The 25808-nt window shown below is 72.5% G+C and carries 28 protein-coding genes; 12 read left to right on the forward strand and 16 right to left on the reverse strand.

Annotated features, from left to right (window positions below; genetic code table 11):
- Positions 1-12: 12 nt before the first annotated feature.
- The 3 genes from AB0B58_RS15705 to AB0B58_RS15715 are packed head-to-tail and all read right to left on the reverse strand — an operon-like array spanning position 13 to position 2256.
- Positions 13-810 carry an aminoglycoside phosphotransferase family protein gene (locus AB0B58_RS15705; RefSeq protein ID WP_360223750.1) on the reverse strand — a complete coding sequence of 266 codons (798 nt, stop codon included), beginning with the start codon at positions 808-810 and terminating at the stop codon, positions 13-15.
- On the reverse strand, positions 807-1454 hold the full coding sequence (locus AB0B58_RS15710; RefSeq protein ID WP_360223752.1) for a 4'-phosphopantetheinyl transferase superfamily protein: 648 nt from the start codon (positions 1452-1454) through the stop codon (positions 807-809). The genes AB0B58_RS15705 and AB0B58_RS15710 overlap by 4 nt, the downstream gene beginning before the upstream one ends.
- Positions 1447-2256 (reverse strand): alpha/beta hydrolase, encoded by an 810-nt coding sequence (locus tag AB0B58_RS15715; protein WP_360223754.1) that lies wholly within the window; start codon positions 2254-2256, stop codon positions 1447-1449. Before AB0B58_RS15715 ends, AB0B58_RS15710 begins: the two co-directional genes overlap by 8 nt.
- Before the next feature lie 116 nt (positions 2257-2372).
- On the opposite strand from AB0B58_RS15715, the gene AB0B58_RS15720 reads away from it, so the two are divergent.
- The 3 genes from AB0B58_RS15720 to AB0B58_RS15730 are packed head-to-tail and all read left to right on the forward strand — an operon-like array spanning position 2373 to position 3671.
- Positions 2373-2768: a GNAT family N-acetyltransferase gene (locus tag AB0B58_RS15720; protein WP_360223756.1), complete on the forward strand. Its 396-nt coding sequence runs from the start codon at positions 2373-2375 to the stop codon at positions 2766-2768.
- A 12-nt stretch (positions 2769-2780) separates the two neighbouring features.
- Positions 2781-3221 (forward strand): nitroreductase family deazaflavin-dependent oxidoreductase, encoded by a 441-nt coding sequence (locus AB0B58_RS15725; protein ID WP_360223758.1) that lies wholly within the window; start codon positions 2781-2783, stop codon positions 3219-3221.
- 9 nt (positions 3222-3230) lie between these two features.
- Positions 3231-3671: a nitroreductase family deazaflavin-dependent oxidoreductase gene (locus AB0B58_RS15730; RefSeq protein WP_360223760.1), complete on the forward strand. Its 441-nt coding sequence runs from the start codon at positions 3231-3233 to the stop codon at positions 3669-3671.
- On the opposite strand, the gene AB0B58_RS15735 is transcribed toward AB0B58_RS15730, so the two are convergent.
- Genes AB0B58_RS15735 through AB0B58_RS15750 form a run of 4 tightly spaced genes read right to left on the reverse strand, consistent with a single transcriptional unit; the run spans position 3668 to position 7567 of the window.
- Positions 3668-4474, reverse strand: a complete 807-nt coding sequence (locus AB0B58_RS15735) for an ATP-binding cassette domain-containing protein (RefSeq protein WP_360223762.1) — start codon at positions 4472-4474, stop codon at positions 3668-3670. The two genes, AB0B58_RS15730 and AB0B58_RS15735, sit on opposite strands and share 4 nt — an antisense overlap.
- Positions 4471-5505 (reverse strand): iron chelate uptake ABC transporter family permease subunit, encoded by a 1035-nt coding sequence (locus AB0B58_RS15740; protein ID WP_360223764.1) that lies wholly within the window; start codon positions 5503-5505, stop codon positions 4471-4473. Before AB0B58_RS15740 ends, AB0B58_RS15735 begins: the two co-directional genes overlap by 4 nt.
- Positions 5502-6566, reverse strand: a complete 1065-nt coding sequence (locus tag AB0B58_RS15745) for an iron chelate uptake ABC transporter family permease subunit (protein WP_360223766.1) — start codon at positions 6564-6566, stop codon at positions 5502-5504. The genes AB0B58_RS15740 and AB0B58_RS15745 overlap by 4 nt, the downstream gene beginning before the upstream one ends.
- Positions 6563-7567 carry an iron-siderophore ABC transporter substrate-binding protein gene (locus AB0B58_RS15750; RefSeq protein WP_360223768.1) on the reverse strand — a complete coding sequence of 335 codons (1005 nt, stop codon included), beginning with the start codon at positions 7565-7567 and terminating at the stop codon, positions 6563-6565. The genes AB0B58_RS15745 and AB0B58_RS15750 overlap by 4 nt, the downstream gene beginning before the upstream one ends.
- 177 nt (positions 7568-7744) lie before the next feature.
- On the opposite strand from AB0B58_RS15750, the gene AB0B58_RS15755 reads away from it, so the two are divergent.
- On the forward strand, positions 7745-8890 hold the full coding sequence (locus AB0B58_RS15755) for a DUF5925 domain-containing protein (RefSeq protein WP_360223770.1): 1146 nt from the start codon (positions 7745-7747) through the stop codon (positions 8888-8890).
- Here AB0B58_RS15755 and AB0B58_RS15760 read toward each other — a convergent pair.
- From AB0B58_RS15760 to AB0B58_RS15780, 5 genes are all read right to left on the reverse strand, one after another.
- Positions 8885-10099, reverse strand: a complete 1215-nt coding sequence (locus tag AB0B58_RS15760; protein WP_360223772.1) for an adenylosuccinate synthetase — start codon at positions 10097-10099, stop codon at positions 8885-8887. The two genes, AB0B58_RS15755 and AB0B58_RS15760, sit on opposite strands and share 6 nt — an antisense overlap.
- On the reverse strand, positions 10096-11064 hold the full coding sequence (locus tag AB0B58_RS15765; RefSeq protein WP_360223774.1) for a hypothetical protein: 969 nt from the start codon (positions 11062-11064) through the stop codon (positions 10096-10098). Before AB0B58_RS15765 ends, AB0B58_RS15760 begins: the two co-directional genes overlap by 4 nt.
- A gap of 18 nt (positions 11065-11082) precedes the next feature.
- Positions 11083-12078, reverse strand: coding sequence for a molecular chaperone DnaJ (locus AB0B58_RS15770; RefSeq protein ID WP_360223776.1), 996 nt, complete (start codon positions 12076-12078; stop codon positions 11083-11085).
- Positions 12075-12827, reverse strand: a complete 753-nt coding sequence (locus AB0B58_RS15775; RefSeq protein WP_360223778.1) for an NUDIX domain-containing protein — start codon at positions 12825-12827, stop codon at positions 12075-12077. Before AB0B58_RS15775 ends, AB0B58_RS15770 begins: the two co-directional genes overlap by 4 nt.
- Positions 12828-13036: 209 nt before the next feature.
- The gene (locus AB0B58_RS15780; RefSeq protein WP_360223780.1) at positions 13037-13327 is read right to left on the reverse strand and encodes a DUF1540 domain-containing protein; all 291 of its coding nucleotides are present in this window, start codon (positions 13325-13327) and stop codon (positions 13037-13039) included.
- A gap of 211 nt (positions 13328-13538) precedes the next feature.
- Here AB0B58_RS15780 and AB0B58_RS15785 point away from each other — a divergent pair, with 211 nt between their 5' ends.
- From AB0B58_RS15785 to AB0B58_RS15800, 4 genes are all read left to right on the forward strand, one after another.
- Complete coding sequence (locus AB0B58_RS15785; RefSeq protein ID WP_360223782.1) at positions 13539-14681, forward strand: glycosyl hydrolase; 1143 nt, start codon at positions 13539-13541, stop codon at positions 14679-14681.
- A 115-nt stretch (positions 14682-14796) separates the two neighbouring features.
- On the forward strand, positions 14797-15531 hold the full coding sequence (locus tag AB0B58_RS15790; RefSeq protein WP_360223784.1) for a hypothetical protein: 735 nt from the start codon (positions 14797-14799) through the stop codon (positions 15529-15531).
- 279 nt (positions 15532-15810) lie between these two features.
- Positions 15811-17544 carry an IPT/TIG domain-containing protein gene (locus AB0B58_RS15795; RefSeq protein ID WP_360223786.1) on the forward strand — a complete coding sequence of 578 codons (1734 nt, stop codon included), beginning with the start codon at positions 15811-15813 and terminating at the stop codon, positions 17542-17544.
- A 125-nt stretch (positions 17545-17669) separates the two neighbouring features.
- Positions 17670-18518 carry a patatin-like phospholipase family protein gene (locus tag AB0B58_RS15800; protein WP_360223788.1) on the forward strand — a complete coding sequence of 283 codons (849 nt, stop codon included), beginning with the start codon at positions 17670-17672 and terminating at the stop codon, positions 18516-18518.
- On the opposite strand, the gene AB0B58_RS15805 is transcribed toward AB0B58_RS15800, so the two are convergent.
- Positions 18515-19144, reverse strand: coding sequence for a hypothetical protein (locus tag AB0B58_RS15805; protein ID WP_360223790.1), 630 nt, complete (start codon positions 19142-19144; stop codon positions 18515-18517). The two genes, AB0B58_RS15800 and AB0B58_RS15805, sit on opposite strands and share 4 nt — an antisense overlap.
- 99 nt (positions 19145-19243) lie before the next feature.
- On the opposite strand from AB0B58_RS15805, the gene AB0B58_RS15810 reads away from it, so the two are divergent.
- Positions 19244-19771 (forward strand): SigE family RNA polymerase sigma factor, encoded by a 528-nt coding sequence (locus AB0B58_RS15810; protein WP_360223792.1) that lies wholly within the window; start codon positions 19244-19246, stop codon positions 19769-19771.
- The gene (locus AB0B58_RS15815; protein ID WP_360223794.1) at positions 19768-20493 is read left to right on the forward strand and encodes a hypothetical protein; all 726 of its coding nucleotides are present in this window, start codon (positions 19768-19770) and stop codon (positions 20491-20493) included. Before AB0B58_RS15810 ends, AB0B58_RS15815 begins: the two co-directional genes overlap by 4 nt.
- Before the next feature lie 27 nt (positions 20494-20520).
- Here the strand turns inward: AB0B58_RS15815 and AB0B58_RS15820 are convergent, their stop codons facing one another.
- A complete protein-coding gene (locus AB0B58_RS15820) occupies positions 20521-20907 on the reverse strand; it encodes a hypothetical protein (RefSeq protein ID WP_360223796.1) in 387 nt (128 codons plus the stop codon).
- Positions 20908-21146: 239 nt separating this feature from the next.
- Here AB0B58_RS15820 and AB0B58_RS15825 point away from each other — a divergent pair, with 239 nt between their 5' ends.
- Positions 21147-21950 carry an SGNH/GDSL hydrolase family protein gene (locus AB0B58_RS15825; RefSeq protein ID WP_360223798.1) on the forward strand — a complete coding sequence of 268 codons (804 nt, stop codon included), beginning with the start codon at positions 21147-21149 and terminating at the stop codon, positions 21948-21950.
- 115 nt (positions 21951-22065) lie between these two features.
- Positions 22066-22467: a PLD nuclease N-terminal domain-containing protein gene (locus AB0B58_RS15830; protein ID WP_360224217.1), complete on the forward strand. Its 402-nt coding sequence runs from the start codon at positions 22066-22068 to the stop codon at positions 22465-22467.
- Between the two features lie 40 nt (positions 22468-22507).
- Here AB0B58_RS15830 and tuf read toward each other — a convergent pair whose 3' ends face one another.
- Both tuf and AB0B58_RS15840 read right to left on the reverse strand, forming a co-directional pair.
- Entirely contained in the window at positions 22508-23695 is a 1188-nt protein-coding gene (gene tuf, locus AB0B58_RS15835) for an elongation factor Tu (protein WP_360223800.1), read from the reverse strand.
- Between the two features lie 264 nt (positions 23696-23959).
- Positions 23960-25720: a protein kinase domain-containing protein gene (locus AB0B58_RS15840; RefSeq protein ID WP_360223802.1), complete on the reverse strand. Its 1761-nt coding sequence runs from the start codon at positions 25718-25720 to the stop codon at positions 23960-23962.
- Between the last annotated feature and the right edge of the window lie 88 nt (positions 25721-25808).

The following is a 25808-nucleotide window of genomic DNA, read 5'->3' on the forward strand; positions in this document are numbered from 1 at the left end:
GTGGTCACGGCACTAGCTCCGGATCGGTGTGAAGAGCCGGTCCAGCGCGGCGATCGACTTCTCCCGATAGGCCGGCTGAGCCGTGCTGATGCCGTACTCGAGGTCGGCGATCAGGCCGCAGCGCGCATAGAAGTGGGCGCGCTCGGCGGTGCCCGGTCCGCGCAGGTCCGGGGCCACCTCCCGCACCGCCGCCGCGAACGCCACCGGCCCGAGATCGCGCAGGATCAGACCGAGGTCCCGGGCGGGATCCCCCACCGCCGCATCCGACCAGTCGACGACCCCGGTGATCTCCCCAGTGCCGGGATCGACCAGCACGTGCTCGGCACCGAGGTCCTGATGTGAGAAGGCGAGCGACGCCGCCGGCTCCGGCGCCGGCGCGCGCAGGAACGCACGCACCGTGCCGCGCCACGCCTGCGGCACCTCGGCCTCGACCTCGGGCCACAGGGACAGCGCCTCGTCCAGCCACTCCCGAGGCGGGGCGTCGTCGATGCTCCAGGAGGCCTCCGAAGGATCCGGGGAGGCCACGGCGTGCAGGGCCGCGAGCAGGCGGCCGAGCCGCGCGCCCAGGGCACCCGGGTCCCGGTCGGTGACCGAGAGCAGGGGCACCCCCGGCAGCATCCGGTAGGCGAGGCAGCCGCCCACCGGATCGACGAACTCCGGCACGGGCACCGGGACCGGCGAGACGGCTCCGACCACCCGCAGCAGCCGGGCCTCCCGCGCCACCTCGGCGGGGTCGGTGCGCCGGAACCGCACGACCAGGTCGCCGACCAGGTACGCGACGTTGTCCACGCCCGCGCCCAGCCGCCTCATCGCACGGGACCGCCCAGGGCGATGGCCGTGAGCACGATGCCGCCGTCCACCAGGAACCGCCCGGCCAGCGTCTCGAACGGCCCGTCGACCAGCAGCCGCGCCGAGAACGTCTCCGCCGCCGGATCGAACGTCACGGCCGCACCCTCGAAACCGAGCCACTCTCCGGTCAGCGGCGACCATACCTTGTAGACGGACTCCTTCGCGCTGAACAGCAGCCGCTCCCACTGCACCGAGGGCCGTTGCCGCGCCAGTTGCGCCAGATGCGCACGCTCCTGCTCCGACGACACGAGGTCCAGTACGCCCTCCGGCAGCGGGCCGTGCACCTCGGCGTCGATGCCGATGCCCCGGGTCTCGCCCGCCCGCGCGACCGCCGCCCCGCGGTAGCCCACGCAGTGCGTCATGCTGCCCACGATCCCGTCGGGCCAGACCGGCGCGCCGCGCACCCCCGGCAGGATCGGCACGGGCGGCACACCCAGCTCGGCCAGGGCGAGCCGCGCGCAGTGCCGGACCGTCGTGAACTCGTTCCTGCGCTTGGCGACGGCGTTCGCGATGAGGGCGGCCTCCGCCGGGAAGATCTCGGCCTCCGGCGGGTCGGTCCTCGTGTACGCGGTCCGCACGCCCGGCGGAAGGATGCGCTCAAGCATCGGCGAAGAACTCCAGGATGGCGTCGTTCACGGCGTCCGGTTGTTCGAGATAGCCGTAGTGGCCCGCGTCCGCGATCCGTGCGTACCGGGCGCCGGGGATCGCCGTGGCCAGTTCGCGGCCGCGGACGGCCGGCGCGATCAGGTCGTCGGCGAACGACAGCACCAGGGTGGGCACGCGGATCGTCCCGTACGCCGCCCGCCGGTCGGTGTCCACTGTCACGTCCAGCTGGGGGCGCTGCCCCTTGTCGGCCCAGTTCGTCGGCGACATCTCCAGGATGTCGAGCCAGTCCTGCGCCGCCTCCGGCTCCTCGAGGGTCCGCGGCGACAGGTTCTGCAGCGCGCGGTTGACCGCGTCGTACCCGGGCGGCAGCGATATCCCGGCGTCGGCCATGGCGCGCTCCGCGGCCGCCAGCGCCAGGGACATCGCGTCCGGCCGGGCCCGGCTCGCCATCAGGACGGCCCGGTCGGCCAGGTCCGGGCGGGCGAGCAGCACCTCCTGCACCACGTACGCGCCGAGCGACGTGCCGATCAGCCGGCACGGACCGCCCGCGACCCGCTCGATCACCGCCACCGTGTCCGCGACCAGGTCGGCGACGGTCAGGCCCGGCCGGGCCGGGCCGCTCTGGCCGACGCCGCGGTTGTCCAGGGTGATCGCCCGGTAGCCGGCGCCGACCAGGGCCGGCACCTGGTGCAGCCACCAGGTGCGGCCGCGCGCGGCGGTGCCGGGTATCAGCAGCACCGGCGCGCCACGCCCGGACTCCTCGTAGTGCAGGGTGATGTCGCCGACATCGATCGCAGGCATGATCGTGAGGCTATCCGACGCCCGCAGGGCGGATGATGTCCCGATGCGACCGCCCGCGGGGTCGGCTTCATGCAACGCGGCGGCGGAGGGGCCGCCATCGTGGATAGGCTTTCGGCGTGACTATCGCGTACGGGTGGCGGGCCGGTTTCGGCAGCGACGCCCTCGACGCTCTGCACGCGGCGGGTTTCGACCGTCCCCCTGAGGGAATCGACTGGCTGGCCCGGGTCGAGCGGCACAGCCTGGGCTGGGTCTGCGCACGCCTGCGGGAGCGGCTGGTCGGCTTCGTCAACGTCGCCTGGGACGGCGGCGCACACGCCTTCATCCTCGACACCGTCGTCGCGCCGGACGTACGCGGGCGGGGCGTCGGCACGGGACTGGTGCGGGTCGCCACCGACGGCGCCCGGGCGGCGGGATGTCGTTGGCTGCACGTGGACTACGAGGCCGGCCTGGCCGGCTTCTATCAGAAGGCCTGCGGCTTCACGCCGACCGCCGCGGGCCTCGTCGCACTCTGAGGAGGAGTTCTCATGCCATTGACCGGTGTATACGAGCCGAGCCCGTCGGACTGGGCCCGCGAGCAGGTGGAGCAGTTCGAGGCCAGCAACGGTGCGGAGGCGAACGAGCTGCAGGGTAAGCCGATCATCGTGCTCACGTCGGTCGGCGCCAAGAGCGGCAAGCTGCGCAAGAGCCCGCTGATGCGGATCGAACACGACGGCCGGTACGCGGTGGTCGCGTCCCTGGGCGGCGCACCGAAGCATCCGGTCTGGTACTGGAACCTGGCCAAGAACCCGCGCGTCGAGCTGCAGGACCTCGACGTCAAGCGCGACTACGACGCCCGCGAGGTGCACGGCGAGGAGCGGGAGCTGTGGTGGAAGCGGGCCGTCGAGGCCTGGCCGCCGTACGCTGACTACCAGACCAAGACCGACCGGATCATCCCGGTCTTCGTACTGACCCCGACCTCCGACTGAGGAGTCCGCATGCCTCTCACCGGCGAATACGGCCCGAGCACGTCGAACTGGGCCCGCGAGCAGGCCGAGACGTATGAGGCGACGAACGGTGCGCGGGCCGGCGACATCCAGGGCCGCCCGGTCATCGTCCTGACCTCGGTCGGCGCCCGGACCGGCCTGCTGCGCAAGACGGCCCTGATGCGCGTCGAGCACGACGGCGAGTACGCGGTGGTCGGCTCGCTCGGCGGCGGCCCGAAGAACCCGGTCTGGGTCTACAACCTGCGCAAGAACCCCGAGGTCGAGCTGCAGGACGGCGAGGAGAGGCACGAGTACGTCGCGCACGAGGTTTCGGGCGCCGAGCGGGCGGTGTGGTGGGAGCGCGCGGTCGAGGCGTTCCCGACCTACGCCGGCTACGAGAAGAAAACGAAGCGTTCGATCCCGGTGTTCGTGCTGCGGCGGCGGAAGACCTAGCGGATCAGCCGGCCACCGCGGGCGGCACGCGCCGCCGGGACCACCAGCGGCGTGTGCGTCTGCGGGTCCGGGATCACCTCGCAGGCCAGGCCGTACACGTCCGCGACCAGTTCGGCCGTGATGATCTCACTCGGGTCACCCTCCGCGACGATCTTCCCGGCCTTCATGGCGATCAGGTGTGTCGCGTAGCGGCAGGCCTGGTTGAGGTCGTGCAGGACCGCGACCAGCGTCCGGCCCTGCTCGTTCAGGTCGGCGCACATGTCCAGCAGGTCGATCTGGTAGGCGATGTCCAGGAACGTGGTGGGCTCGTCGAGCAGCAGGATGTCCGTCTGCTGTGCCAGCGCCATCGCCATCCACACCCGCTGCCGCTGGCCGCCCGACAGCTCGTCGACCGCCCGGTCCGCCAGCGCCGTCACGCCGGTCGCCTCCATCGCCGCCGCGACCTGGTTCTCGTCCTCCGGTGTCCACTGGCGCAGGAGCTTCTGGTGCGGGTACCGGCCGCGGGCGACCAGGTCCGCCACCGAGATGCCCTCGGGCGCGGTCGCCGTCTGCGGCAGCAGGCCGAGCCGCCGGGCCACCTCCTTCGCCCGGTACGAGCTGATCGACGCACCGTCCAGCACCACGGAACCCCGCTTCGGCACGAGCAGCGCGGCGAGCGCACGCAGCAGCGTCGACTTGCCGCACGCGTTCGGCCCGACGATCACCGTGAAGGAGCCGTCCGGGATGCTCACGTCGAGGGCGGAGGCGATCACCCGGCTGTCGTACGCGAGGGTCAGGTCCGAGCCGGACAGCCGCGCGGTCATCGGCCTTCCTTTCGAAATTGGATGCTGAGCAGCCAGGCCAGGTAGACCCCGCCGACCGCGCCGGTCACCACTCCGACCGGCAGCTGGGCGGGGGCCAGCAGCCGCTGCGCGACGAAGTCGCTGAGCACCATCAGCAGTGCCCCGGTGATCGCCGCCGGCAGCAGTTGCGGCGCCGGCGCCGCGGTGAGGCGCCGGGTGATCTGCGGCGCGGCCAGCGCCACGAACGCGACCGGGCCGGTCGCGGCGGTCGCCACCGCGCACACCGCGACCGCGAGGACCACCAGCATCAGGCGGGACCGGTGCACGCGTACGCCGAGGGACTGCGCGGACTCGTCGCCCATCTCGAGCATCCGCAGCCGCCGGCCGAGCATCAGCAGCGGCGGCGTCAGCGCCAGCAGGGCCAGGCCGAGCAGGCGCACGTACTCCCAGTTCCGCCCGTTCAGGGTGCCGACCAGCCAGACCGCCGCGGACTGGGCCGCGTCGAGCCGGGCCCGGCTGATCAGGTAGCTGTTCACCGCCACCAGCATGGCGCTGATGCCGATGCCGACGAGTACGAGGCGTCGGATCGCGCCGCCGCCGACCGCCGCCAGCCCGTACACGATCAGGGCGGTGACGATGCCGCTCGCGATGGCCGCGCCGGCGGCGCCGGCCGGGCCGGCGCCGAGAACGACGATCGCGAGGATCGCGCCGGTGGCGGAGCCGGTGGTGAAGCCGACGATGTCGGGGCTGCCGAGCGGGTTGCGCGACAGGCTCTGGAAGACCGCGCCGGACATGGCCAGCGCGGCGCCGACGAGCAGGCCGAGGGTGACCCGCGGCAGGCGCAGGTCGAGCAGGATGAAGCGATCGGCGCGCCGGCCGCCGCCGTCGAGGATCTCGATGATGTCGGCGAACGGGAGCCGCACGCCGACCGCCGCGACGGTCAGCACGAAGCCGGCGAACACGGCCAGCAGCAGCGCGCCCGCGACCCACAGGGTGCGCAGGTCGAGGCGCAGGGCGAGGCCCGGGGCCCGGACGGTGATCCGGCGCCTCAAAGCGGCACGATCCGGCGGCGCATGATCACGGCGAGGAAGACCGGGGCGCCGAGGAACGCGGTGACCAGGCCGGCCTGCAACTCGCCGGGGCGCACGACCAGGCGCCCGACGATGTCCGCGAGCAGCAGCAGGATCGGCGCCAGGACCAGTGAGTACGGCAGCATCCAGCGCTGGTCCGGCCCGACCACCATCCGGGCGATGTGCGGCACGGCGAGCCCGACGAACGCGATCGGCCCGACGGCGGCGGTGGCGGCGCCGCAGAGCAGCGTGACGGCGACGGCCGACAGCACCCGTGTGCGGTTCAGGTCGGCGCCCAGGGCGCGCGCGGTGTCCTCGCCGAGCGCGATGACGTTGAGCGAGGGGCCGAGGAGCAGGGCCAGCAGCGTGCCGCCCACGATGAACGGCAGCACGCCCCAGAGGACGCTCAGGTCGCGCCCGGCGAGGGATCCGACGGTCCACAGCCGGTAGCGGTCGAACGTGGTGACGTCGAGCAGCGCGACCGCGTTGGTGATTGCCAGCAGGGCCGCGCCGACGGCGGCGCCGGCCAGCGCGAGGCGCTCGGGGGAGGCGGCGGAGCGGCCGCGGGTGCCGAGCAGGTAGACCACGACGAACGCGCCCGCCGCACCGGCGAACGCGAACCAGATGTAGCCGGTCAGCGAGCCGACGCCGAGCACCCGGATGCCGAGCACGACGGCGGTGGCCGCGCCCGCGTTGATGCCGAGGATGCCGGGGTCGGCCAGGGGGTTGCGGGTCAGCGCCTGCATCAGCGCGCCCGCCAGGCCGAGCGCGATCCCCGCGGCCAGCCCGATCAGCGTCCGCGGGATCCGCAGGTCGAGGACGATCCGGGCGTCCTGCGTGGTCCCGCTCCCGGTCGAGATCGCGTCCCACACCGCGCCGAGCGGGATCGGCTTGGTGCCGACCGCGACGCTCAGGGCCGCCACCGCGACCAGCGCGGCACCGGCGAGCACCAGCCCGAGGCCCCGCGCGGTGAGCCCTCCCCGGGCGCGGACCCGCGCCTCGAGGGTGGTGTATCCGGCCCGCTCGGCGGCGGTGTGGGTCACGCCAGGGCGTCCTTGACCATCGGCACGAACCTCTCGATCACGTACGGCGTGCTCAGCACCGAGTTGGTGGAGAACGCGTTGGCCAGGTCGGGGTCGTCGATGATCAGCATCCGGCCGTCCTTCGCGGACGGGATGCTGTTGAGGACGGGGTCCTTCGCGAGCGCCTCGCCGGCGCCGATGGCGAAGACGACGGTGAGGTCGGCGTCGAGCAGGGCGACCTGCTCCTTGGAGATCTGTGCGTAGTAGGTGGGCGGGTTGAGCGCCTCGATCTTCGGCGAGTTCTTGAAGCCCAGCGCCTCCATGAACTGCACCCGGCCGTCGCCGCTGGTGTACGCGCCGTACTGTCCGCCGAACGCGGCCGCGACGACCACGGTCTTGCCGTCGAACTCGGGGTTGGCCGCGTTGGCGTCGGCGAGCGCCTTCTCGTTGGCCGCGACCAGGGCCTCGCCCTCGGCCTCGCGGCCAAGCACCTGGGCGATCGTCATCGTCTGGTCCTCGAGGGTGGTGCCGTACGGCTGCGTGCCGGCCGGGCCGGAGAGCGTGGGCGCGAGCTTCTCCAGCTTCTCCCAGGTGGCCTTCACGTTGTCGCTCTTGGTCAGGGTGACGAGGTCGGGCCGCAGGGTGGCCACGGTCTCGAAGTTGATCTCGGGGCCGGTGAGGACCGTCGGCTTGGCGCCGCCCAGCTTCGGCTCGGCCCAGGGTCCGACGCCGGTCGGCCAGGCCTGGAACCAGTCGAGGATGCCGACCGGCACGACGCCGAGGGCGAGCAGCGCGTCGGCGTCGGCCCAGCCGAGCGAGACGACCGCGGCGGGCGCCTTCTCGAGGGTGGTGCTGCCGAACTGGTGCGGCACGGTGGTCGGGAAGGCGCCGCCGGAGGCGGCCGGGGAACTTCCCGTGTCCGGATTGTCGTCATCGCCGCAGGCCGCAAGCATTCCGGTGGCCGCGACACCGGCCGCGCCGAACAACAGGTTCCGGCGCGAGATGGGCGCGTGTGGCGCCATGCAGGGCCTCCAATCCTCGTATGAGTCCTGGTCACGCAGGGTTAGGTCAACCTAACGTGACCAATGGCAGAGGATCTTGGAAACCGGGTACGCGGCACACGCAGGGGACCATCCCGTTCGGATACGGCTGCAGAAAAACGGGGTGCTCATCCCCCACCCGGGGTCGATCATGGGGTAATGCGCACCCCCCATCAGTCCGTCGACCGGCTCGGCGGCCGCACCGCGGAGCCGGCCGTCGCTTCGCTCGCGTCCGCGTCGCTGCCGCTGTCCGGCGCCGTCGACGACGGCGACCGGCTGGTGGACGTCGTTGACCTGCTCGCGCTCGACGCGTTCGTCACCGGGCGGGAGCCGTACGGCCGCACGACCTACCTCGAGAACGTCCGCGCCGAAGCCCTGCTGACCACCGACGACGCCCGGATCGTCCGGGACGCGGTCGAGGAGGACGGCCACGGCCGGCTCTCCGTCGGCGATGGCTGGACCCTGCACGTCACCCGCTGGACGCAGAGCCGCCGCGCACGCGTGACGGTCACCGCGGTCAGCGCCGAGATGGCCGAGTCGGTGCTGGCCGTCGCGGTCGAGAACGCCGTCGAGGAGCCGCCCCCGGCCGCCGACAGCGTGCCGATCGGCTTCTGGCACTTCGGGCCGCACGGCCCGCGCCGCGTGCAGCGCGAGATCGACGCCGCGCCGTGGGAGAAGATCCGCGCGAACTACGCGGAGCCGGTGGCGCGCACCCTGGAACGGCTGATGGCCATCGACGGCACCGCGGTCAACGGCCGCCTCATGCTGCTGCACGGCGAGCCCGGCACCGGCAAGACGACGGCCCTGCGCGCGCTGGCCCAGCAGTGGCGCTCGTGGTGCCAGGTCGACTGCGTGCTCGACCCCGAGCGGCTGTTCGCCGACCCCGCCTACCTGATGAGCGTGGCCCTGGGCAGCGGCGACGACGACGAGCCGCGCTGGCGGCTGCTCATGCTCGAGGACTGCGACGAGCTGATCAGCGGCGAGGCCAAGGCGGCCGCGGGGCAGTCGCTCTCCCGGCTGCTCAACCTGACCGACGGGCTGCTCGGCCAGGGCCGCAACGCGCTCATCGCGATCACCACGAACGAGGACCTGGCGTCGCTGCACCCCGCGGTGGTCCGGCCGGGTCGCTGTCTGGCCAGCATCGAGGTCGGGCGCCTGCCGTACGGCGAGGCGGTCGCCTGGCTCGGCACCCCGGCGGGCGTCGGCCCGGACGGGGCGACCCTCGCCGAGCTGTACGCGCTGCGGACCGGCACCCGGCCGGTGACCGTGCCGACCACCCCGCCGTCGACGGGCATGTACCTATAGCGCCATCGCCGGCGCCGCGATCCGCTTGTCGGTGCGGCGCGGCCCGTACGACTCCAGGACCACCGGCGCGTCCAGCAGTTCGCCGATCCGGTCCGGCCAGTCCACGGGCCGTTCCAGGTCGCCGGGGCGGGACCGGGCCAGCAGCGCCGTCAGCGCGGCCTGCCGGCCCAGGTCCCGCGGCGGCGCCGGCACGATGCGCTCCCACCGCGCGCCGTCCAGGTCGTACGAGGTGCAGACGCGCAGCCCCGGCTCACGCGGCGGCGCGTCGAGGTGGGTGACCGCCAGGCCGTCAACCCCGCCGGCGACCTCGACGGCGTACCGGTGCGCCACCGCGTCGAAGTGGCCCACCCGGAACGCGCCCTGCCACTCCCCCGTGCCGTTGTGCGCCTCGGGCAGGTCCAGCGGCGCGGCGGCGACGAACGGCCCGGGGCCGTGCCGGGTCGTGTACGTCCGCACCACCCCCAGCCGGAAGAAGTCGGGGCACAGCGCCGCCACGTTGTCGAAGGTCGTCGTGGACCACGTCGTGTACGGATGCCAGCCCCGCCACTCGTCCAGCAGCACACCCTGCGCGCCCTCGAAGACACACCGCCCCCGGTCCAGCAGGCCGCCGAGGTACGAGTCGTCCACGATGGACACCATGCGGCCGAAGGCGAGGAACGCGTCCACGACGTCGTCGAGGGGAGCCGCATCCAGCGGGCCGTACGCGGCCTGCACCGCGGCCAGCCGGGAACGCAGCCGGGTGCTCGACAGCACGTCGCGCACCCGGGGCGCGTCGGGGTGGCCGAGGGCGTACTCGACGGTCTGTCCGACGCCCATGCCGCACGAGCCGTGCCGTCCGCGCCCGCGCCGCCGCTCGCGGGCCCGGTTCGCGGCGCGATGCCACGGCGTGGCGAGCAGCGCGTCGCCGTCCACGGTGAGCAGGTGGAACGGGTTGCCGAGGGCGGCGGCCTCGGCCGCGAGCGCGAGCGGGTCGACCACCACGAAGCGCGACAGGTGGGTGGGCACGCCCTGCAACGTGCCCGACCCGAACTGCGCGAACGTGTGGTGCCGGCCCTCCGGCGTGACCACGTTGTGCGCGGCCTGCGCTCCCCCGTTGAACCTGATCACCGCGGTGACCGGCCCGGTAGCGCAGAGCGCGTCCACCACCGTGCCCTTGCCGGCGTCGCCGTAGCCGAGGTCGACCACGGCGACGTGTCCCGCGTGGTTCACAGCCGTTCGTTCCCGCTCGGCGTTGCCGCGCCGCCCGGGTCCAGCGGGGAACGAACGGCCGCGACCCGCCCCGCGCCGAGCGGCGCGAGCGCCCTGCCGACCGACGGGCCGGACACCGATCCGACCTCGACCAGGTCGGCGAGTCCGGCGTCGAGGTCGATGGACTCCTCGCCGAGTCCGACGGTCAGCGCGATGGTCTCGCAGACCGCGTCGAGGTCGTCCAGCTCGATGACGTGCTGGCCGAGCAGGGCGCGCCAGTAGCCCAGGATCTCCGGGTCGCCGCCCCAGCCGGCCGCGGTCGGCATGATGTAGTAGACGTCGAAGCTGCGCCGCAGCTCGGCGAGCATGGCCTCGATCGCGATCGGCTCGCCCAGCCGGTCGCCGACGAACCTCTTGACCTCCTTCGGCTTGACCTGCGGGTACGGCATCTCGTCGCCGATGATGAAGAGGTAGCCGCGGCGGCCGCGCTCGGCGACGGAGTCGAGGCTGGTGTGCCGGGCCATGAAGTACATGGCGAGCTCGTACGACTCTCGGCGCTGGCCGCCGCCACCGCCCTCGAGGACGATGCGGGCCAGGTCCTCGTCCATGCGGTTGTCGGACTCGAACTGGCCGATCTGCAGCGGCACCCGGTCGCAGGTGGCGTCCCCGATCGCGCCGAACAGGATGTGCGGATCGGTGGCGTAGCCCTTGCGGGTCAGCAGGCCGAGCAGCTGCGGCAGCTTGGTCTGCAGCACCCGCGGTACGGTGCCCATCGAGCCGGTCACGTCGAAGAGGACGGCGATCGGGGTGCTCGTCGGGTGCTCGTCGCTGTCGCGGCTCTCCCGCTTGCCGACGTTCATCGGGTCGAGCGCCGGGTGTGCCTTGCGGGCGCCGCTGTCGCTGTAGGCGAAGGCGCTCGCGCCGCTGGCGGCCCGGTAGCCGGCGGCCGCGGAGTAGACGTCGGTGGACCAGTGTCCGCTTCCCATTTCATACCTCCTGGTGAGTCACGCCGGCATCGCGAAGGGGCGAAAGCGGCGGGGGCCGTACAGGTTCTCGAGCAGCTCGTCGAGCTCCTCGAGCAGCGACCACGCGTCCTGCGGACGCATGCGCGGCGCGTCGTAGCTGCAGCCGGCCGCGAAGCGCCGCAGTGCGGCCGGGGGGTTCTGGATGAGGCGCAGCATCAGGCCGGTCGCCATGAAGATGTCGGTGGCGGCGGTGGCCGGCCGCCCAGCGGTCACCTCGGGCGGGTACGCGCCCCGGTGCTTCGCGACCAGCGCCGGCACGGGCGTGCCGGGCGACACGGAGTAGCACCAGTCGACGAGGACCACGCCGTGCTCCGCGGGGTGGACGAGGACGTGCTCGGGCAGGACCGCGCCGTGCACGACGCCGGCCCGGTGCGCCCAGCCGAGCCCGGTGAGCAGCCGCCGCCATATCCAGGCGGCGTCGCGCGGATCGATACCGCCCGGGTAGGCGCGGCGCACGTCCGCGAGGGACACGAAACCGTTCTGACGCTCGACGATCGTCGCCGTCCGGCGCGCCTTCGCGTGATCCTCATGGGTGAAGCTCTCGATCAGTCGCGGCGCGTAGGCCCGGAACCTCGGTTCGCCGTCGGCGGCCAGCCTGCCGAGGGCGGCGGCCTCGGCGCGCATCAGGTCGTTGTCGCCCGGCCGGCGGGGCAGCTTGAGCAGCGCCGCGTCGCCGTCGACCGCGTAGAGCTCGGCGATGTCGCCGCTCGCGACCACGCCGCTGACCCGGTAGGTCGCACGCCGGGTCGTCAGCGCCCGGCCGTCGCGCCCGGCCCAGAGGTCCGAGAGCCGGGCGAGGGCGGTCGTCGCGTCCGCGCACCGGCCCGCCGGCGCGACGTCCGGATGCACCACCTTGACCAGCATCCGGTACGCGTGCCCGGCGGTCTGCCCGCGCGCGTCGTCCACCAGGTCCGCGAAGGTGCTCGCCGCGGCGATGCGGCCGACGGCGTCCGCGAACGACGGCGTCGCGTTCATCGGATCCCGTCCTCGCGGGCCGGCCGCAGCAGCGCCGGGTGCAGCAGCCGCGCGTCGCCGGCCCGGTAGAGCCGCGCCTTGGGCCCGCCGCGCTCCCCGCCCCGGGCCGCCGTCTCGCCGGTGCTCTCGACGAAGCCCGGCACCGACAGCACCTTGCGGTGGAAGTTGCCGGCGTGCAGCTCCTCGCCCCAGACCGCCGCGTAGACCGCCCGCAGCTCGCCGATGGTGAACTCGTCGCCGACGAACGCGGTGGCCAGCGGCGTGTACTCCAGCTTGGCGCGGGCCCGGTCGAGGGCGTCCGCGAGGATCGTCGCGTGGTCGAAGGCCAGCTCGCCGGCCTCGTCGACGGGCACCCAGAAGGCGCCGGACGCGTCGCCGCCGGCCCGCGGGTCGGGCAGGCTCGGCGCGAACGCCAGGTAGGCGACCGAGACGACCCGCATGCGGGGGTCACGCCCCGGGTTCCCGTACGACCGGAGCTGCTCGAGGTGCACCCGGTCCAGGTCGTCCTCGCCCGGGCGCAGGCCGGTCTCCTCGGCGAGCTCACGCAGGGCGGCGGCGTCGAGCGTCTCGTCGCGCACGAAGCCGCCGGGCAGGGCACGCCAGCCGGAGAACGGGTGGCCGCCGCGCTCCACGAGCAGGACGTGCAGCCGGCCGTCCCGGATGGTGAGGGCCGCGACGTCGACGGTGACGGCGGTGGGCGCGAACTCACTCGGGTCGTAGCTCTCGAGGAACTCCCGTTCGTTCGCCATCATCGCTCCGCGTTGTTCTCGATGTGAGTAAGACTCGATCTGAGAACAACCTACCGCCTCGGCCCGCCGCGGTCAACCGGCCCCCCGAGCGGCCGAGCACCGGCGGGCCGCAGACAACCAGGCACGACAATGAATAATGGTCGACGAAAAGGCCGCCTCCCCGGGTGCGGGAGACGGCCTTTAAGGTAAGGCTAAGTTTAATAGAAAGCTTATCGCGCCTCGAAGGTGAGGCAGTCCGCGCGGTCCTGCGCCGCGCCGACCATGATCGACGGCGCGTGACACTCGAGCTCCGTGTTGTGCACACAGTCGGACCGCTTGCAGGCGCCGACCTGGGCCGCGACCTCGCCCATCCCACCCTTGTCGGCGGTCTCGACGTACGTGTCGCACGCCGCGTTCACGCCACCGATAGTGATCGCGAACGCCGTGCAGCCGTCGTTGTTGTAACCGCAGGTGCTGACCGTGCAGGTCTGCACGCGCGGCATCGCCATCATCTGAGTCATGTGGCCCTCCCTTTCTCCTAGCCGACCATAAACTATGTGAAGCGGCTTCGCGCGGCATGGCCGACGCCATTTTTCGCACGTTTACAAATGAGGTAAGCCATTCTTTAGGTAAGGCAATCCTCATTCTCGGCCCGCTCGATCGACTTGGCCACGCCCGACCCCGGAAGCTGGCACAATCGGGCAGAACGCTCGAATCGCCGGAGGGCACCGCATGGCCGACGAACGACCGCGCGGCCCGCGGCGCTGGTGGCCGGCCGGCGTCGCGGCGCTGGTCCTGCTCGCCGGCCTCGGTGCTGCCGTCCTGGTGACCACGGGCGACGAACGACCACCGGCCGCCACCCCGTCCGCATCCGCCGCCGCCCCGTCCGCGGCCGCCTCCGCGTCCCGCGGAGCACCGTCCTCCGCCGAATCGCGCTCCGCCCGGCGGCTGATCGCGCTCCCCCGGACGGACGGCAGCTGGCCGGGGCCGAACGGCCTGTCCGGCGTCAACGGCGACCCGATGTTCGACACCGCGCACGTCAACGCCTTCTGCACCGCGCGCGGCCGGGCGTGCCGGGTCGCGCAGACCTACACGGACCGCACCTCGTGGGAGTCGATGACGGCCGGCACCGGCTGGACGTTCGACCTGTTCTCGGACTTCGACGGCATGCTGGTCGTCTCGCAGGGCCTGGTGCCCAAAGGGGCGAGTGCGGACCTGACCGCGTGCGCGAACGGCGAAAAGGATCGGGACTGGAGGAATTTCGGCGCCCTGATGACCCGCCACGGCCGGGGCGACTCGGTGGTGCGACTGGGCTGGGAGTTCAACGAGAAGACCTCACCGTGGCGGGCGGACGACACGGCGACCTGGATCGCCTGCTACCGCCGCGCCGCCACGAACATCCGCGCCACCAGCCCGCAGGTGCTCCTGGACTGGACGATCAACGCGCACGGCACCCCGGCGGGGGTGTGCGGCGGAGTGAGCACGAACTGCTACCCCGGCGACGACTACGTGGACATCGTCGGCATCGACAACTACGACCACTACCCCTGGTCGCCGACGAAGGAGGCGTTCGACCGGGTGGCCGCGGCCCCGGAGGGCCTGGACTGGCTCTACTCGTTCGCGCTTGCGCACGGCAAGTTGTTCTCGGTCGGCGAATGGGGCGTGGTACCGACGGGCGACGCCGGCCGGGAGAACCCGTCGTTCGTGACGTGGATGCACGCCTGGTTCGCCGGCCACGCGCGGCACCTGGCGTACGAGGCCTACTTCTCGGACTGCGGGGAGGGCGGGGTGCAGTCGAGCCTGTACCGCACGGACGCCGCCTGCTTCCCCAATCCGCAGTCGGCGGCGGTCTACAAGCAACTTTTCGGAGCCTGACCGATGGGCGATATTGGCGTTTTAGTCCTTTAAGTCCGATCGTGTGGGACCATCGAGTCTCGGGGCCTACCGCCGCGACGTTGGGCCCGCTTGCCAAGACCGCAAAGGACTGAGCATGCGCAACGCTAACGACGACGCAGTCGCCGAAGCGCCGGAACCCGACGACGACGCGAGCGCGGTGTATTCGTCGGCGGCCTCCCGCCGGATCTCCCGCCAGAAGATGATCATTATCGGCGTGGTCGGGCTGCTCGCGCTCTTCGGGCTGACCGTGTTCGTCACCGACCAGGTGACCGACGCCCGCGACGAAACCTCGCAGGCCGGCGGACCGCCCGCCGCGGCGCCCGCGCCGGGCAACGCCGGCCGTTCCGCCACCCCGCACACCCGCGCACAGTCGAAGGACCCCACCACGACCGCCGCCGACGCACGCGCGAGCACCGCCGCCGAGCGGGTCAAGGCGGCCCGCTCGGCGGCCGCGAAGGCGGGCGTCCGGGTGCAACGGCCGGTGCCGAACACCGGCGTCGCCAACGTGAGCGAGGCCGACGTGACCACCAGCATGGTGCGCCGGGGCTCCGAGACGATCAAGGTCGCGTCCGCCAGGAAGGATCTCACCGGCTACCGGGAACTGGCATGGATCGTCGACAGCGGACACCGGGCCGTCGGCAACTCGGAGTGCACCTCGAAGATTCGCCTCAGCAACAACATCGAGGCACGGGAGCGCCCGACGCTGCTGCTGTGCTGGCGCACCAGCCCGACCAGGAGCGTCTACACGCTCGCGGTGAAGCCCGGCGGACGCCCGTCGGCGGCGGCCAGCGTCGCCGCGATCGACAAGCAGTGGGCCAAGCTCGGCTGACCCGTTCACCCGCCCACCGGCCGGCCGCAGTCCGCGGCCGGCCGATGCCGTTTCGCCGCGGAAATGCGCACTGCACGAGCGTATTCGGACTCGAGAACGTCTACCGTGGTCGATTCGGCATGGTTAAGGGACAAAAATACACTCAACTTCGTAACTCTTCGCAAATGTCCGGAAATGCCGGGTTAGGCTCCCAGCGAGATGGCCCGACGGCGCTGCTGCGTGCGCGGGCCCACCCAGCCCGAACTACGCGGTTCACAGAAACCGTAGGAGGACCATCGCATGCGCAAGTCCGAACGTAGAGCCGGCGCGTACCTGTTGCGCGTCGGCGTTGCGGCGTCGGTGGCGGCCGCCGCCGTCCTCGCGACCAGCACGGCCGCCTTCGCGGTCGACACGGCCATCACCACCCTCACCCCGTCTACCGGCCCGGTCGGCGTCAGCACACCCGTCACCATCAGCGAAACCGGTATCTTCACGGGCGTCACGGCCCCCGTCGGGCGGCTCAACACCGCCGGCACCTGCCCGCTGAACTACGGCGCCACGACGACCACCAACCTGGTGGCGGCCGTGGCGAGGACGGGCAACGACGGCGGTACGCTCACCGTGCCGAACACGGTCCCGGTCGGGTCCTGGCGGGTGTGTCTGTACTCGAGCACCGCCACCACGGGCACGACGATCGTGGGTCACTCGGTCGGCACCTACGACGTGCTGCCGTCCACACCGGTCCTGACCCCGTCGACCGGCGTGCCCGGAACCGCCACCCCGATCACGGCGACATCCGCGACGACGTTCCTGCCGACCACCGCGGTGCCCGGCGCGCTGTTCACCACGTCCACCTGCCCGGCCACGTGGACGACCACGGGCGTCACCACCGCCACCGCGGTGCGGACATCGTCGACGGTCGTCACCACGACGGCACCCGCGACGCTGGCCAACGGCGCCTACACCCTGTGCATCTACAACGGCACCGCCGGCACCAGCTCGCTGGTCGGCCAGGCCGCGTTCTATGCGCTTCCGTCGGTCACGCTGAGCCCGGCCGTCGGCGCGTCGGCGACCGCGACTCCCATCACCATCACGGGGTCCACGGCGTTCCTGACCGGCGTCGCCGCACCGGGCGTCGTGTTCACCCGCACCGACTGCACCCCCACGCACGGTGCGGGCCCGGCGAATGCCGGTACGGGCGTCGCGAAGCTCACGAACTCCAAGCTGCTCGTCACCGTTCCGGCCACCGTGGCGCTGGCCGGCCCCGAGACGTCCGCGACCTACAACGCGTGTGTCTACTCGGGCACCACGCTCAGCGACCCGCTCATCGCGGCTGCGGGCGTCTACTCGATCGCGCCGAGCGTCACGGTCACGGCCATCGCCCCGACCGCCGGTCCGGCGCAGGGCGGCAGCCTGGTGACCATCACGGGTACGGGCTTCCCGTTCCCGGCGACCCCCGGCTCGGTGAGCGTCTCCCTCGGTGGCAGCCCGCTGACCAACGTCACGGTCGTGTCGGCCACCTCGATCACCGGTAACACCAGCTCGCACGCCCCGGGCATCGTCGGGGTGAGCGTCACCACGGCGTCGGGCACGAAGACCCTCGCCGCCTCGTACACCTACTCGTACGGCATCACGGTGACGCCGAACACCGCACCGCCCGCCACCACGCCGTACCTCGACATCATCGGCGCCGGATTCTCGACCCTGACCTGGGGCACGGGTAGCCCGGCCCTTACTGACGCGCGCGTCTTCCTGATCGACAGCACCTTCGATCCGACCGACAACAGTGGTGACTGGACCGGAGCGCCCATCACCGAGTGCACCAGCGTGATCCCGATCGACGACACGGAGATCATCTGCCAGCTCGACCTCCAGAACACCCTGGATGCCGACGGCACGGTCAACACGACGGATGTCGCACCCGGTCCGTACACGGTCGCGGTCGTCAATGACGCCGCGCCGGGCACGATCGTCGTGGGTGATGACATGTCGATCATCTCCAGCGGTTCGACCTTCACGGTCGCCGACTTCTGATCGGGAGTGCAAGACACCTGATCTGAAATAGGGAGACACAGGGCGGCGGCCCGGAGCACCTGCTCCGGGCCGCCGTCGCGTGTCCGCTGTTCCCCCGCGCGGCCGGCGGTGGTAGATAGATGTCCATGGAGAAACGCGCGCTGGTGCTGGGTGGTGGCGGCGTCACCGGCGTCGCGTGGGAGATCGGCCTGCTGCACGGCCTCGCCGAGCGGGGCGTGGATCTCACCACCGCCGACCTGTTCGTCGGCACCTCGGCCGGCTCGGTCGTGGCCGCCCAGCTGACCGGCGGCGCCGCCGTCGCCGAGCTCTACGAGCGCGAGCTCGCCGACACCACCGGCGACCGCGACGCCAGGCTCGGCAGCCGGGTGCTGCTCGGCTTCGTCCTGGCCGCGCTCTGGCCCGGCGGCCGGGCCCGTGGCCGGGCCCGCCTGGGCCGGGCCGCGCTGAAGGCCCGCACGGTGCCGGAGTCCGAGCGGCGCAGGGCCATCGGCTCGCGGGTGCGGCGCGACGACTGGCCGGCCGCGCGGCTGCTGATCCCGGCCGTGGAGGCACACACCGGCGAGGTCGCGGTCTTCGACAGCGACAGCGGTGCGTCGCTTGTCGACGCGGTGGCCGCGAGCTGCGCGGTGCCGCTGGTCTGGCCGCCGATGACCGTCAACGGCCGCCGCTACATCGACGGCGGGGTGCGCTCGGTCGCCAACGTCGACCTGGCCGCGGGGTACGACCGGGTGGTGGTGATCGCGCCGATGGTCGCCGCGGTCCGGCGCGCCGACCGCCCGGGCGCACAGGCGGCGGCGCTGGGAGCCGGCGTCCGGACCGCCGTGATCAGCCCGTCCAGGGCCGCGCTGGCCGCGATCGGCCGTAACCCGCTCGACCCGTCCCGCCGCGCCCCCGCCGGGGAGGCGGGCCGGGAACAGGCCGCGGAGGTGGCCGAGCGGGTCCGCGCCGTCTGGACCCAGGGGGTTTCCGCCTAGCCGACACCGACCTGGTTGTTGCCCTTGGTCAGCGCGCGGCCGGCGCCGTCGTAGGCCTTCAGGTCGCCGACGGCCTTGGTCGCCGGGTCGAACCAGAAGAACTTGACCCGGCCGTCCCGGCTCCACGGGGCCACCTTCGCCACGACGGTGCGGCCGCCCGAGCGCGCCGTGATCCTCGCGGCGTTGCCGGAGTAGTAGCCGAAGGACGGGGTCCGCTCGCCCTCGACCTCCATGCCGCCCTGCACGGCGTGGAAGCCGGGCGCCCGGTCCGGCCCCTCGACCTCGTTGGCGACGACCACGTCGACGATCGTGCCGTCGGCCAGCTTGCGGCCCGCCATCACCCCGAAGTGCGTGCCGGGCAGCGACTTCTCCTTGATCGGTACGGCATAAATCACCCACGCGCCCTGCTTCGCCGCGAAACCGGCGTCCACCACCTCGCCCAGCCGCTCCTGCGCGGGTTGCGGCTCTTCAGTGGAGGGAGCGGGCGGCCGCGAAGGGGCCAGCGCGGGCCGGCCCGCGGGATTCTCCTGAGCGGCGCTGGCGGCCACCGCGCCCGCCACGACCACGGCGAGTGCGGTTCCGGTTACCCCGGCGGTGAGGATCCAGCGGTTTCGGGACAGTCCCATTGCGTATCTCCATCAGGATGGGCGGATGGTGCGTGACGATGATCGAGACGGGCGGTCCCCGGAAAAGGTTGCCGCAACCTTTTCCGCCCCTCACCCGTCATGGCCGTCGTGGGATTAGCTGGAAGAGGCGACGACGAGTTCGTCGAGTTCGCGCAGGCGAACTCGGCGCGGCTGCAGCGCGCCGCATACCTGCTGACCGGCGACCGGCATCAGGCCGAGGACGCGGCCCAGGCCGCCCTGGTCCGGGTGTACGCGGCCTGGGGCCGGGTGCGTCGCAAGGACCCCTACGCGTACGCCCGCACGGTCCTGGCCAACCTGGTCACCGACCAGTGGCGCCGCCCGATGCGCGAGTACGCGACCGAGCGGATGCCGGAGCAGCCGCTGCCCCGGGACCTGGCCGACGACGTCACCCGGCGCCGCTGGCTGATCGGCGCGCTGCAGGCCCTGTCGCCGCGTGAGCGCGCGGTGGTCGTGCTGCGGCACTTCTTCGACGCGACCGAGGTGGACGTGGCCCGGGAGCTCAACCTCTCCCTCGGCACGGTCAAGAGCCTCAACTCCCGGGCCCTCGCCAAGCTCCGGATCTCCATACCCTCCCCCCGGCGCACGGAAAGCGGAGTACGCCCGTGAACGATCTCGACGACCTGAGAGAGGCCATGAACACGCCGGATTTCCAGCCGAGGCCGCTCGATCTGGGTGCGGTCATGGCCGCCGGCGGCCGGCTGCGCCGCCGTCGCCGGCTCGCCGTCGGCGCGACCTCCGGCCTCGCGGTGCTGGCCCTGCTGTTCGGCGGCGCGCAGCTGGCACGCCCAGACGGGGCACGGCCCGCCGGTACCGGGTCGTCCGGCACCGGCGTCCAGGTCACGCCGGTCGAGCCGCGGCAGGACGGCGCGTTCGGCGACGTCGTCGACACCGGGATGAGGACCAACGGTGTCCCACGGCTGCTGTGGGTCACCGAACTCGAGGACCCCGCCCTGCCGGACACCGGCATCGGGCTCGTGGCCGGGCGGCGGGACGCCGACGGCAGGCTCGTCGTCGACGTCATGTCCAACGAGTCCGCCGGCTCGGACCGGGCGCCCGGCTTCCACGCCGCGCAGGCGGCCATGACGATCGGCAGCGGGCCGGTACCGGCGTTCGGCTACTTCGTGGGCGACGCGGCGAGGATCACGACGACCGCGGACGGCAGGAAGGTCACGGCGCGGCAGGCCACCTGGAGCGAGGACCCCTCGATCGTGCTGTTCTGGTTCACCCTCGACCAGGTCGGCACCGGGAGCAGACTGGGCCGGATCAGCGCGTACGACAAGGACGGCCGACGGCTGCCGGCCGGGAACGCGGGCTTCGGCGTGGGCTGAGCCCGGCGGGGGTGTCCGCCGGGCGGCTCAGCCCCGGAAGGTGCGGCGCAGCCGGTCGCCGAGCCCCATCGGGGGCGGTGCCGCCGCGATCCGGTCGGCGCGCGGTGGCGTCGTGGGCCGGGAGCGGCCGATCGGCCGGTCGTAGTCGGCCGCCGCGATGGCGTCGATGATCTGCTCGTCGCCGAAGTTCTCCGAGCCGGGGATCGACGACACGAAGCCGACCAGTACGCCGTCGCGCATCACCTGCGCCTCGAGGCCGGCCGTGCCGTCGTTGTCCCAGATCGCCTCGCGCCCGTCGGGCAGGACGACCCGGATTCCGTACTGGGTGATGCCGGCGTGCGGCAGCTTCACATGGGCGAAGACGTTGCGTCCGCGCAGTGTCTCGACGACTCTCCGGGCCCGTTGCTCATCCATGTCCCGACGCTATTCCGCCGACCTGAGCGCGCGCTGAAGACCGGCTGAAGCCGGCAGCAAAAATAGTTGCACTCCGCACATGAAACATGACCGCATGACATAGATGCAGGTCACATCGATGGATGTTACTACGAGGTAACAGGAATGTCACCATGTTTCTTTCCATGAAGTCTTGACTTACTGTTCGGTAACCGGAGCGCTCCGGCCCCCATCCCTTTCGCGGATCCGGAGGCCACCCGATGAGCAGACGTACCACCGTCCTCGCCTGCCTCGTCACCTCGACCCTTCTCAGCATCGTCGTCGCCACGCCCGCCGCGGCGGCGGCACCCATATCCGAATGGGACTACGTCGCGCTCGGCGACTCGTACTCGTCCGGTGTCGGCGCTTCCGGGCAGACCGGGCTCTGCCTGCGCAGCGCGAACGGCTACCCCGGCCTGTGGGAGAAGGCGAACGACCCGAAGTCCTACCGGTCGGCCGCCTGCAGCGGCGCCACCACCGCCTCCCTGCGTTCCGGGCAGCTGTCCGCCCTGAACGGCGGGACCGACCTGGTCACGGTGACCATCGGCGGCAACGACGTCGGCTTCGCCCCCGCCGTGATCACCTGCACCCTGGTCAGCGACAGCGCCTGCGCGGCCGTCGTGGCCCAGGCCATGGCCGTCCTGCGCGACCAGATGCCGGCCAAGTTCGACGCCACGTACGCCGACATCCGCCGCAAGGCCCCGAACGCCAAGGTCGTCGTCCTCGGCTACCCGATCCTGTTCGACGAGACCGTTGCGAACTGCGGCATCGGCGGCATGAGCGTGGCCAAGCGCAAATCGCTGAACAGGGGCGCCGTCGAGCTCAACAGGATGATCGGCGCGCGGTCCCAGGCGGCCGGCTTCACCTGGTCGAACGTCGAGGACGAATTCGCCGGCCACGGCATCTGCGGCCCCAGCCCGTGGCTGCACGGCCTGACCGTCGTCCCGCCGACGAACTCGTTCCACCCGACGGGCAACGGCTACCGCAACGGCTACCTCCCGGCGCTGTCCGGAGCGCTCGGCTGACCCGCCCCCGAAGGACGGACCCGGGCGGGATCCACCACCCGCCCGGGTCCGTCACCCCCGATTAGTCCCTTCGGCGGGCGGCGCGGGAGATCCGGATATGCGAAGATCTCTCGCCATGGTCCGCCTCTACTCGTTGTTCGTGCTGATCGACCTCGCGTTGCTGCTCATCGCGCTGATCGACTGCCTCTCCGCCGAAGATTCCCAGATCCGGGCCCTGCCGCGGATCGCCTGGGTCTTCATCATCCTGCTGTTCTCGCCGATCGGGCCGATCGTCTGGTTCATCGCCGGGCGCCCCGCCCGGGCCGTGCGGCTCAGCAACGGCACCACCTGGCGGCCCGGCAACGGGTTCCCCGAGGACCAGCGGCCGAAGGGTCCGGTCGCACCCGACGACGACCCGGAGTTCCTGAGGAATCTCGCCGGCTCGCTGCGCGAGGACGAGTCGCTGATGAAGCGCTGGGAGGCCGACCTGCGCCGGCGCGAGCGGGAGCTGCGCAAGCCGGAGCCCGAGGAGCAGTGAGTGCCGGGGCCGCCCTGGGGATCAGGGCGGCCCCGCCACGTCAGTCGAGCAGTTCCGTGACCGTTCCGGCCGCCACCGTGTGGCCGCCCTCGCGGACCGCGAAGCCGAGGCCGACGTCCATCGCGACCTCCTTGCCCAGGTGCACGGTCAGCTCCACCGTGTCGCCCGGCATGACCATCGGCAGCTCGCCCAGGTCGATCGCGCCGGAGACGTCCGTGGTGCGGAAGAAGAACTGCGGGCGGTAGTTCGCCACGAACGGCGTGTGCCTTCCACCCTCCTCCTTCCTCAGGGCGTACAGCCGCGCGCGGAACTCGCGGTGCGGGGTGACGCTGCCGGGCAGCGCCACGACCTGGCCGCGCTGGACCTGGTCGCGCTTGATGCCGCGGAGCAGCACCGCCGCGTTGTCGCCGGCCTCCGCGACCGGCAGCGACTTGCCGAACGTCTCGAGGCCGGTGGCGACCGTCGCCACCGTCGGGCCGAGGCCCACGACCTCGACCGGCTCGCCGACGCGCAGCGTGCCGCGCTCGATCTTCCCGGTGACGACCGTGCCGCGGCCGCTGATGGTGAGCACGTTCTCGATCGGCATGAGGAACGGCTCACCCAGCTCCCGCGGCGGAACCGGCACGTAGGCGTCGACGGCGTCGAGCAGGTCCACGATGGACCGGGTCCACCGCGGCTCGCCCTCGAGGGCCTTCAGCGCGCTGACGCGCACCACCGGGACCTCGTCGCCGGGGAAGCCGTACTCGCCGAGCAGCTCACGCACCTCCAGCTCGACCAGGTCGAGCAGCTCGGCGTCCTCGACCGCGTCGCTCTTGTTGAGCGCTACGACCAGGTACGGCACGCCGACCCGCTGGGCGAGCAGCACGTGCTCGCGGGTCTGCGGCATGGCGCCGTCCTGCGCCGAGACCACCAGGATCGCGCCGTCCACCTGCGCCGCCCCCGTGATCATGTTCTTCACGTAGTCGGCGTGCCCCGGCATGTCGACGTGGGCGTAGTGGCGGTTGGCGGTCTCGTACTCGACGTGGGAGATGTTGATGGTGATGCCGCGCAGGGCCTCCTCGGGCGCCTTGTCGATGCCCTCGAAGGCGACGAACCGGTTGGCGGCCGGGTCGCGGTCGGCGAGGACCTTCGTGATGGCGGCGGTCAGGGTCGTCTTGCCGTGGTCGACGTGACCCATCGTGCCGATGTTCAGGTGTGGCTTGGTACGGACGAACTGGCTCTTGGCCATGGGAGTTCCTGTCCTCACTGGATGCGAGAAACGTCGGGTCGGCAGGCGGAACGCGGGTCTTGCCCAGGGACACGCGCCAGAACCGGCACGGGGCTACCCTTCCCCGGGTTCTGCTGCGGCTTGGGGAAGGGTCAGATTCGCGTATCGCACGCGGGAGCCACCGGCAGGGTGAACCCTGCGGGCAGCTGCAGACCGGGCGCGGCGAACATGGCGATCACGGTAGGCGGTAACACGTGTGGGTGCGACCCTATTTCCGCAGGCCGGTCACCAGCCGAAGTCGTCGCCCGTCACCTCGCCCGTCGCCGCCGGCCGGCCGGCGGCGGTGAAGGACCACGCCAGAACGACCTCGTAGCGGTGGCCCCGCGGCGGGTTGAGGGTCACCGGGCCGCAGTCGTGCATCGCCCGCTCCCGGCTGAAGCCGAGGCCCGCGCAGACCTTCGGGGCGCCGGCGAGGCGCCCGGTGCCGAGGTCCCGCAGGGCCACCGAGATCCGGCCCTCGCCCCGGCTCGGCGCGGTCATCACGGCGCGGATCTGCACCTTGGCGCCGATCGCGTGGCAGGCGTTGAGCAGCATCGGGTTGCTGAAGTTGACGACCGTGAACTGCCTGCGGCAGCTCTCCGGGCCGTACTCCTTGGCCTCGCGCACCGGGGCCCGGGTGCCGGCGCCCTGCCGCCCGGCGGGCCGGCGGGTCTCCTGGGACTTGCGCGGGCGTGCCGGGGTGAGCGCCTGCGCCGCGATGGGCGACTGCCGCCGCCCGGCGGCACCCTGGGCCGGCGCCGCGGTCTTCGCCGGCGCGGGCGGCGTGGACGCCGCCGACGCCGCGGCCGAGCCGGCCGGCCGGGCCCGCGGGGCCTGCGGGGCCGGCGCCTGCGCCACGGCGTCGGCGCCCGGGTCGTTACCGCGGCCGAGATGCCAGGCCGTCGTCGTCACGCCGGAGGCCAGGATCGCGGCGGCGACCAGCCCGATCATCGCCCACGGCCGCCCCCATCGCCAGCTCGCCGGCTGGTTGCGGCCGCGCGGCGCGGGCAGCTTCGGCCGCCCGGCGAGGGAGGGGTGCACCGGCGCGGGCGGCGGGGCGTCGGGGGTGCACGACGGTGCCGGAGGGCGCGACGGCGTCCCGGCCGGCCTGGGCAGCGCCGGCGCGTCCGCCGCACGCCGGGCGACGTCGCTGAGGTCCGCGATCAGTTCGGCGGCGGTCGGGCGCAGCCGGGGCTTCTGGTCGAGGCAGCCGACGATGACGTCCCAGATCTCGTCCGGGACGCCGGGCGGCCGCTCCGGGTCGCCCTGCAGGTGCAGCTGCATCAGCTCGTGGACGTTGTCGCTGTCGTACGGCGGCCGCCCGCAGACCGTTTCGTAGATCAGCACGCCGAGCGCGTACACGTCGGCGGCCGGGCTGGTCGGCGTGCCGTGGAACGCCTCAGGTGACATGTAGTGCGGCGTGCCGACGACGGCGTTCGGCGTGGTGAGGCTCGGCGTGTTCAGCACCCGGGCGATGCCGAAGTCGGTCAGCCGGATGTCGAGCTGCCCGTCCTCGCGGTGCAGCAGGATGTTGTCCGGCTTCAGGTCGCGGTGCACGATGCCCAGCTCGTGCGCCTCGGCCAGGGCGGCGGCGACCTGGGCGGCGAGGCGGGCCGCCTCGCCCGGCCGCAGCGTGTGGTGCTCCCGCAGGTATTCGCGCAGGCTGCCGCCCGGGACCAGGTCCATGACCAGGCCCAGCGACTCGCCGACGCTGAACAGGTCCCGCACCCGCACCACGTTGCGGTGCCGCAGCATCATCAGGATCGTGCGTTCCTGCACGAAGCGGGTGACCAGCTTCGGCTGGCGCAGCAGGCTCTCGTGCAGCAGCTTGACCGCGACCGGCTCGCCCGAGGAACGGTCGACCCCGCGCCACACCGTGCCGGTCGCACCCTGCCCGATGGGACGGACGAGGAGGTACGAGCTGCCGACGCACCGCCCGCTCAGATCGAGGGTCGACGCGCCGAGGGAATCCGGGCGTGTGCCGCTGCCCGTGGGATCCTGGTCCACCGTGGTCGTGTCCTTCCGGCCGCTGCGGTGTTCTCCGTCGTCGAACCGGGCGCACGGTCAGCCAAGCTCGAACCGACCGGAATAATGC

The sequence above is a fragment of the Actinoplanes sp. NPDC049118 genome, from assembly GCF_040648555.1.
GTDB lineage: Bacteria > Actinomycetota > Actinomycetes > Mycobacteriales > Micromonosporaceae > Actinoplanes.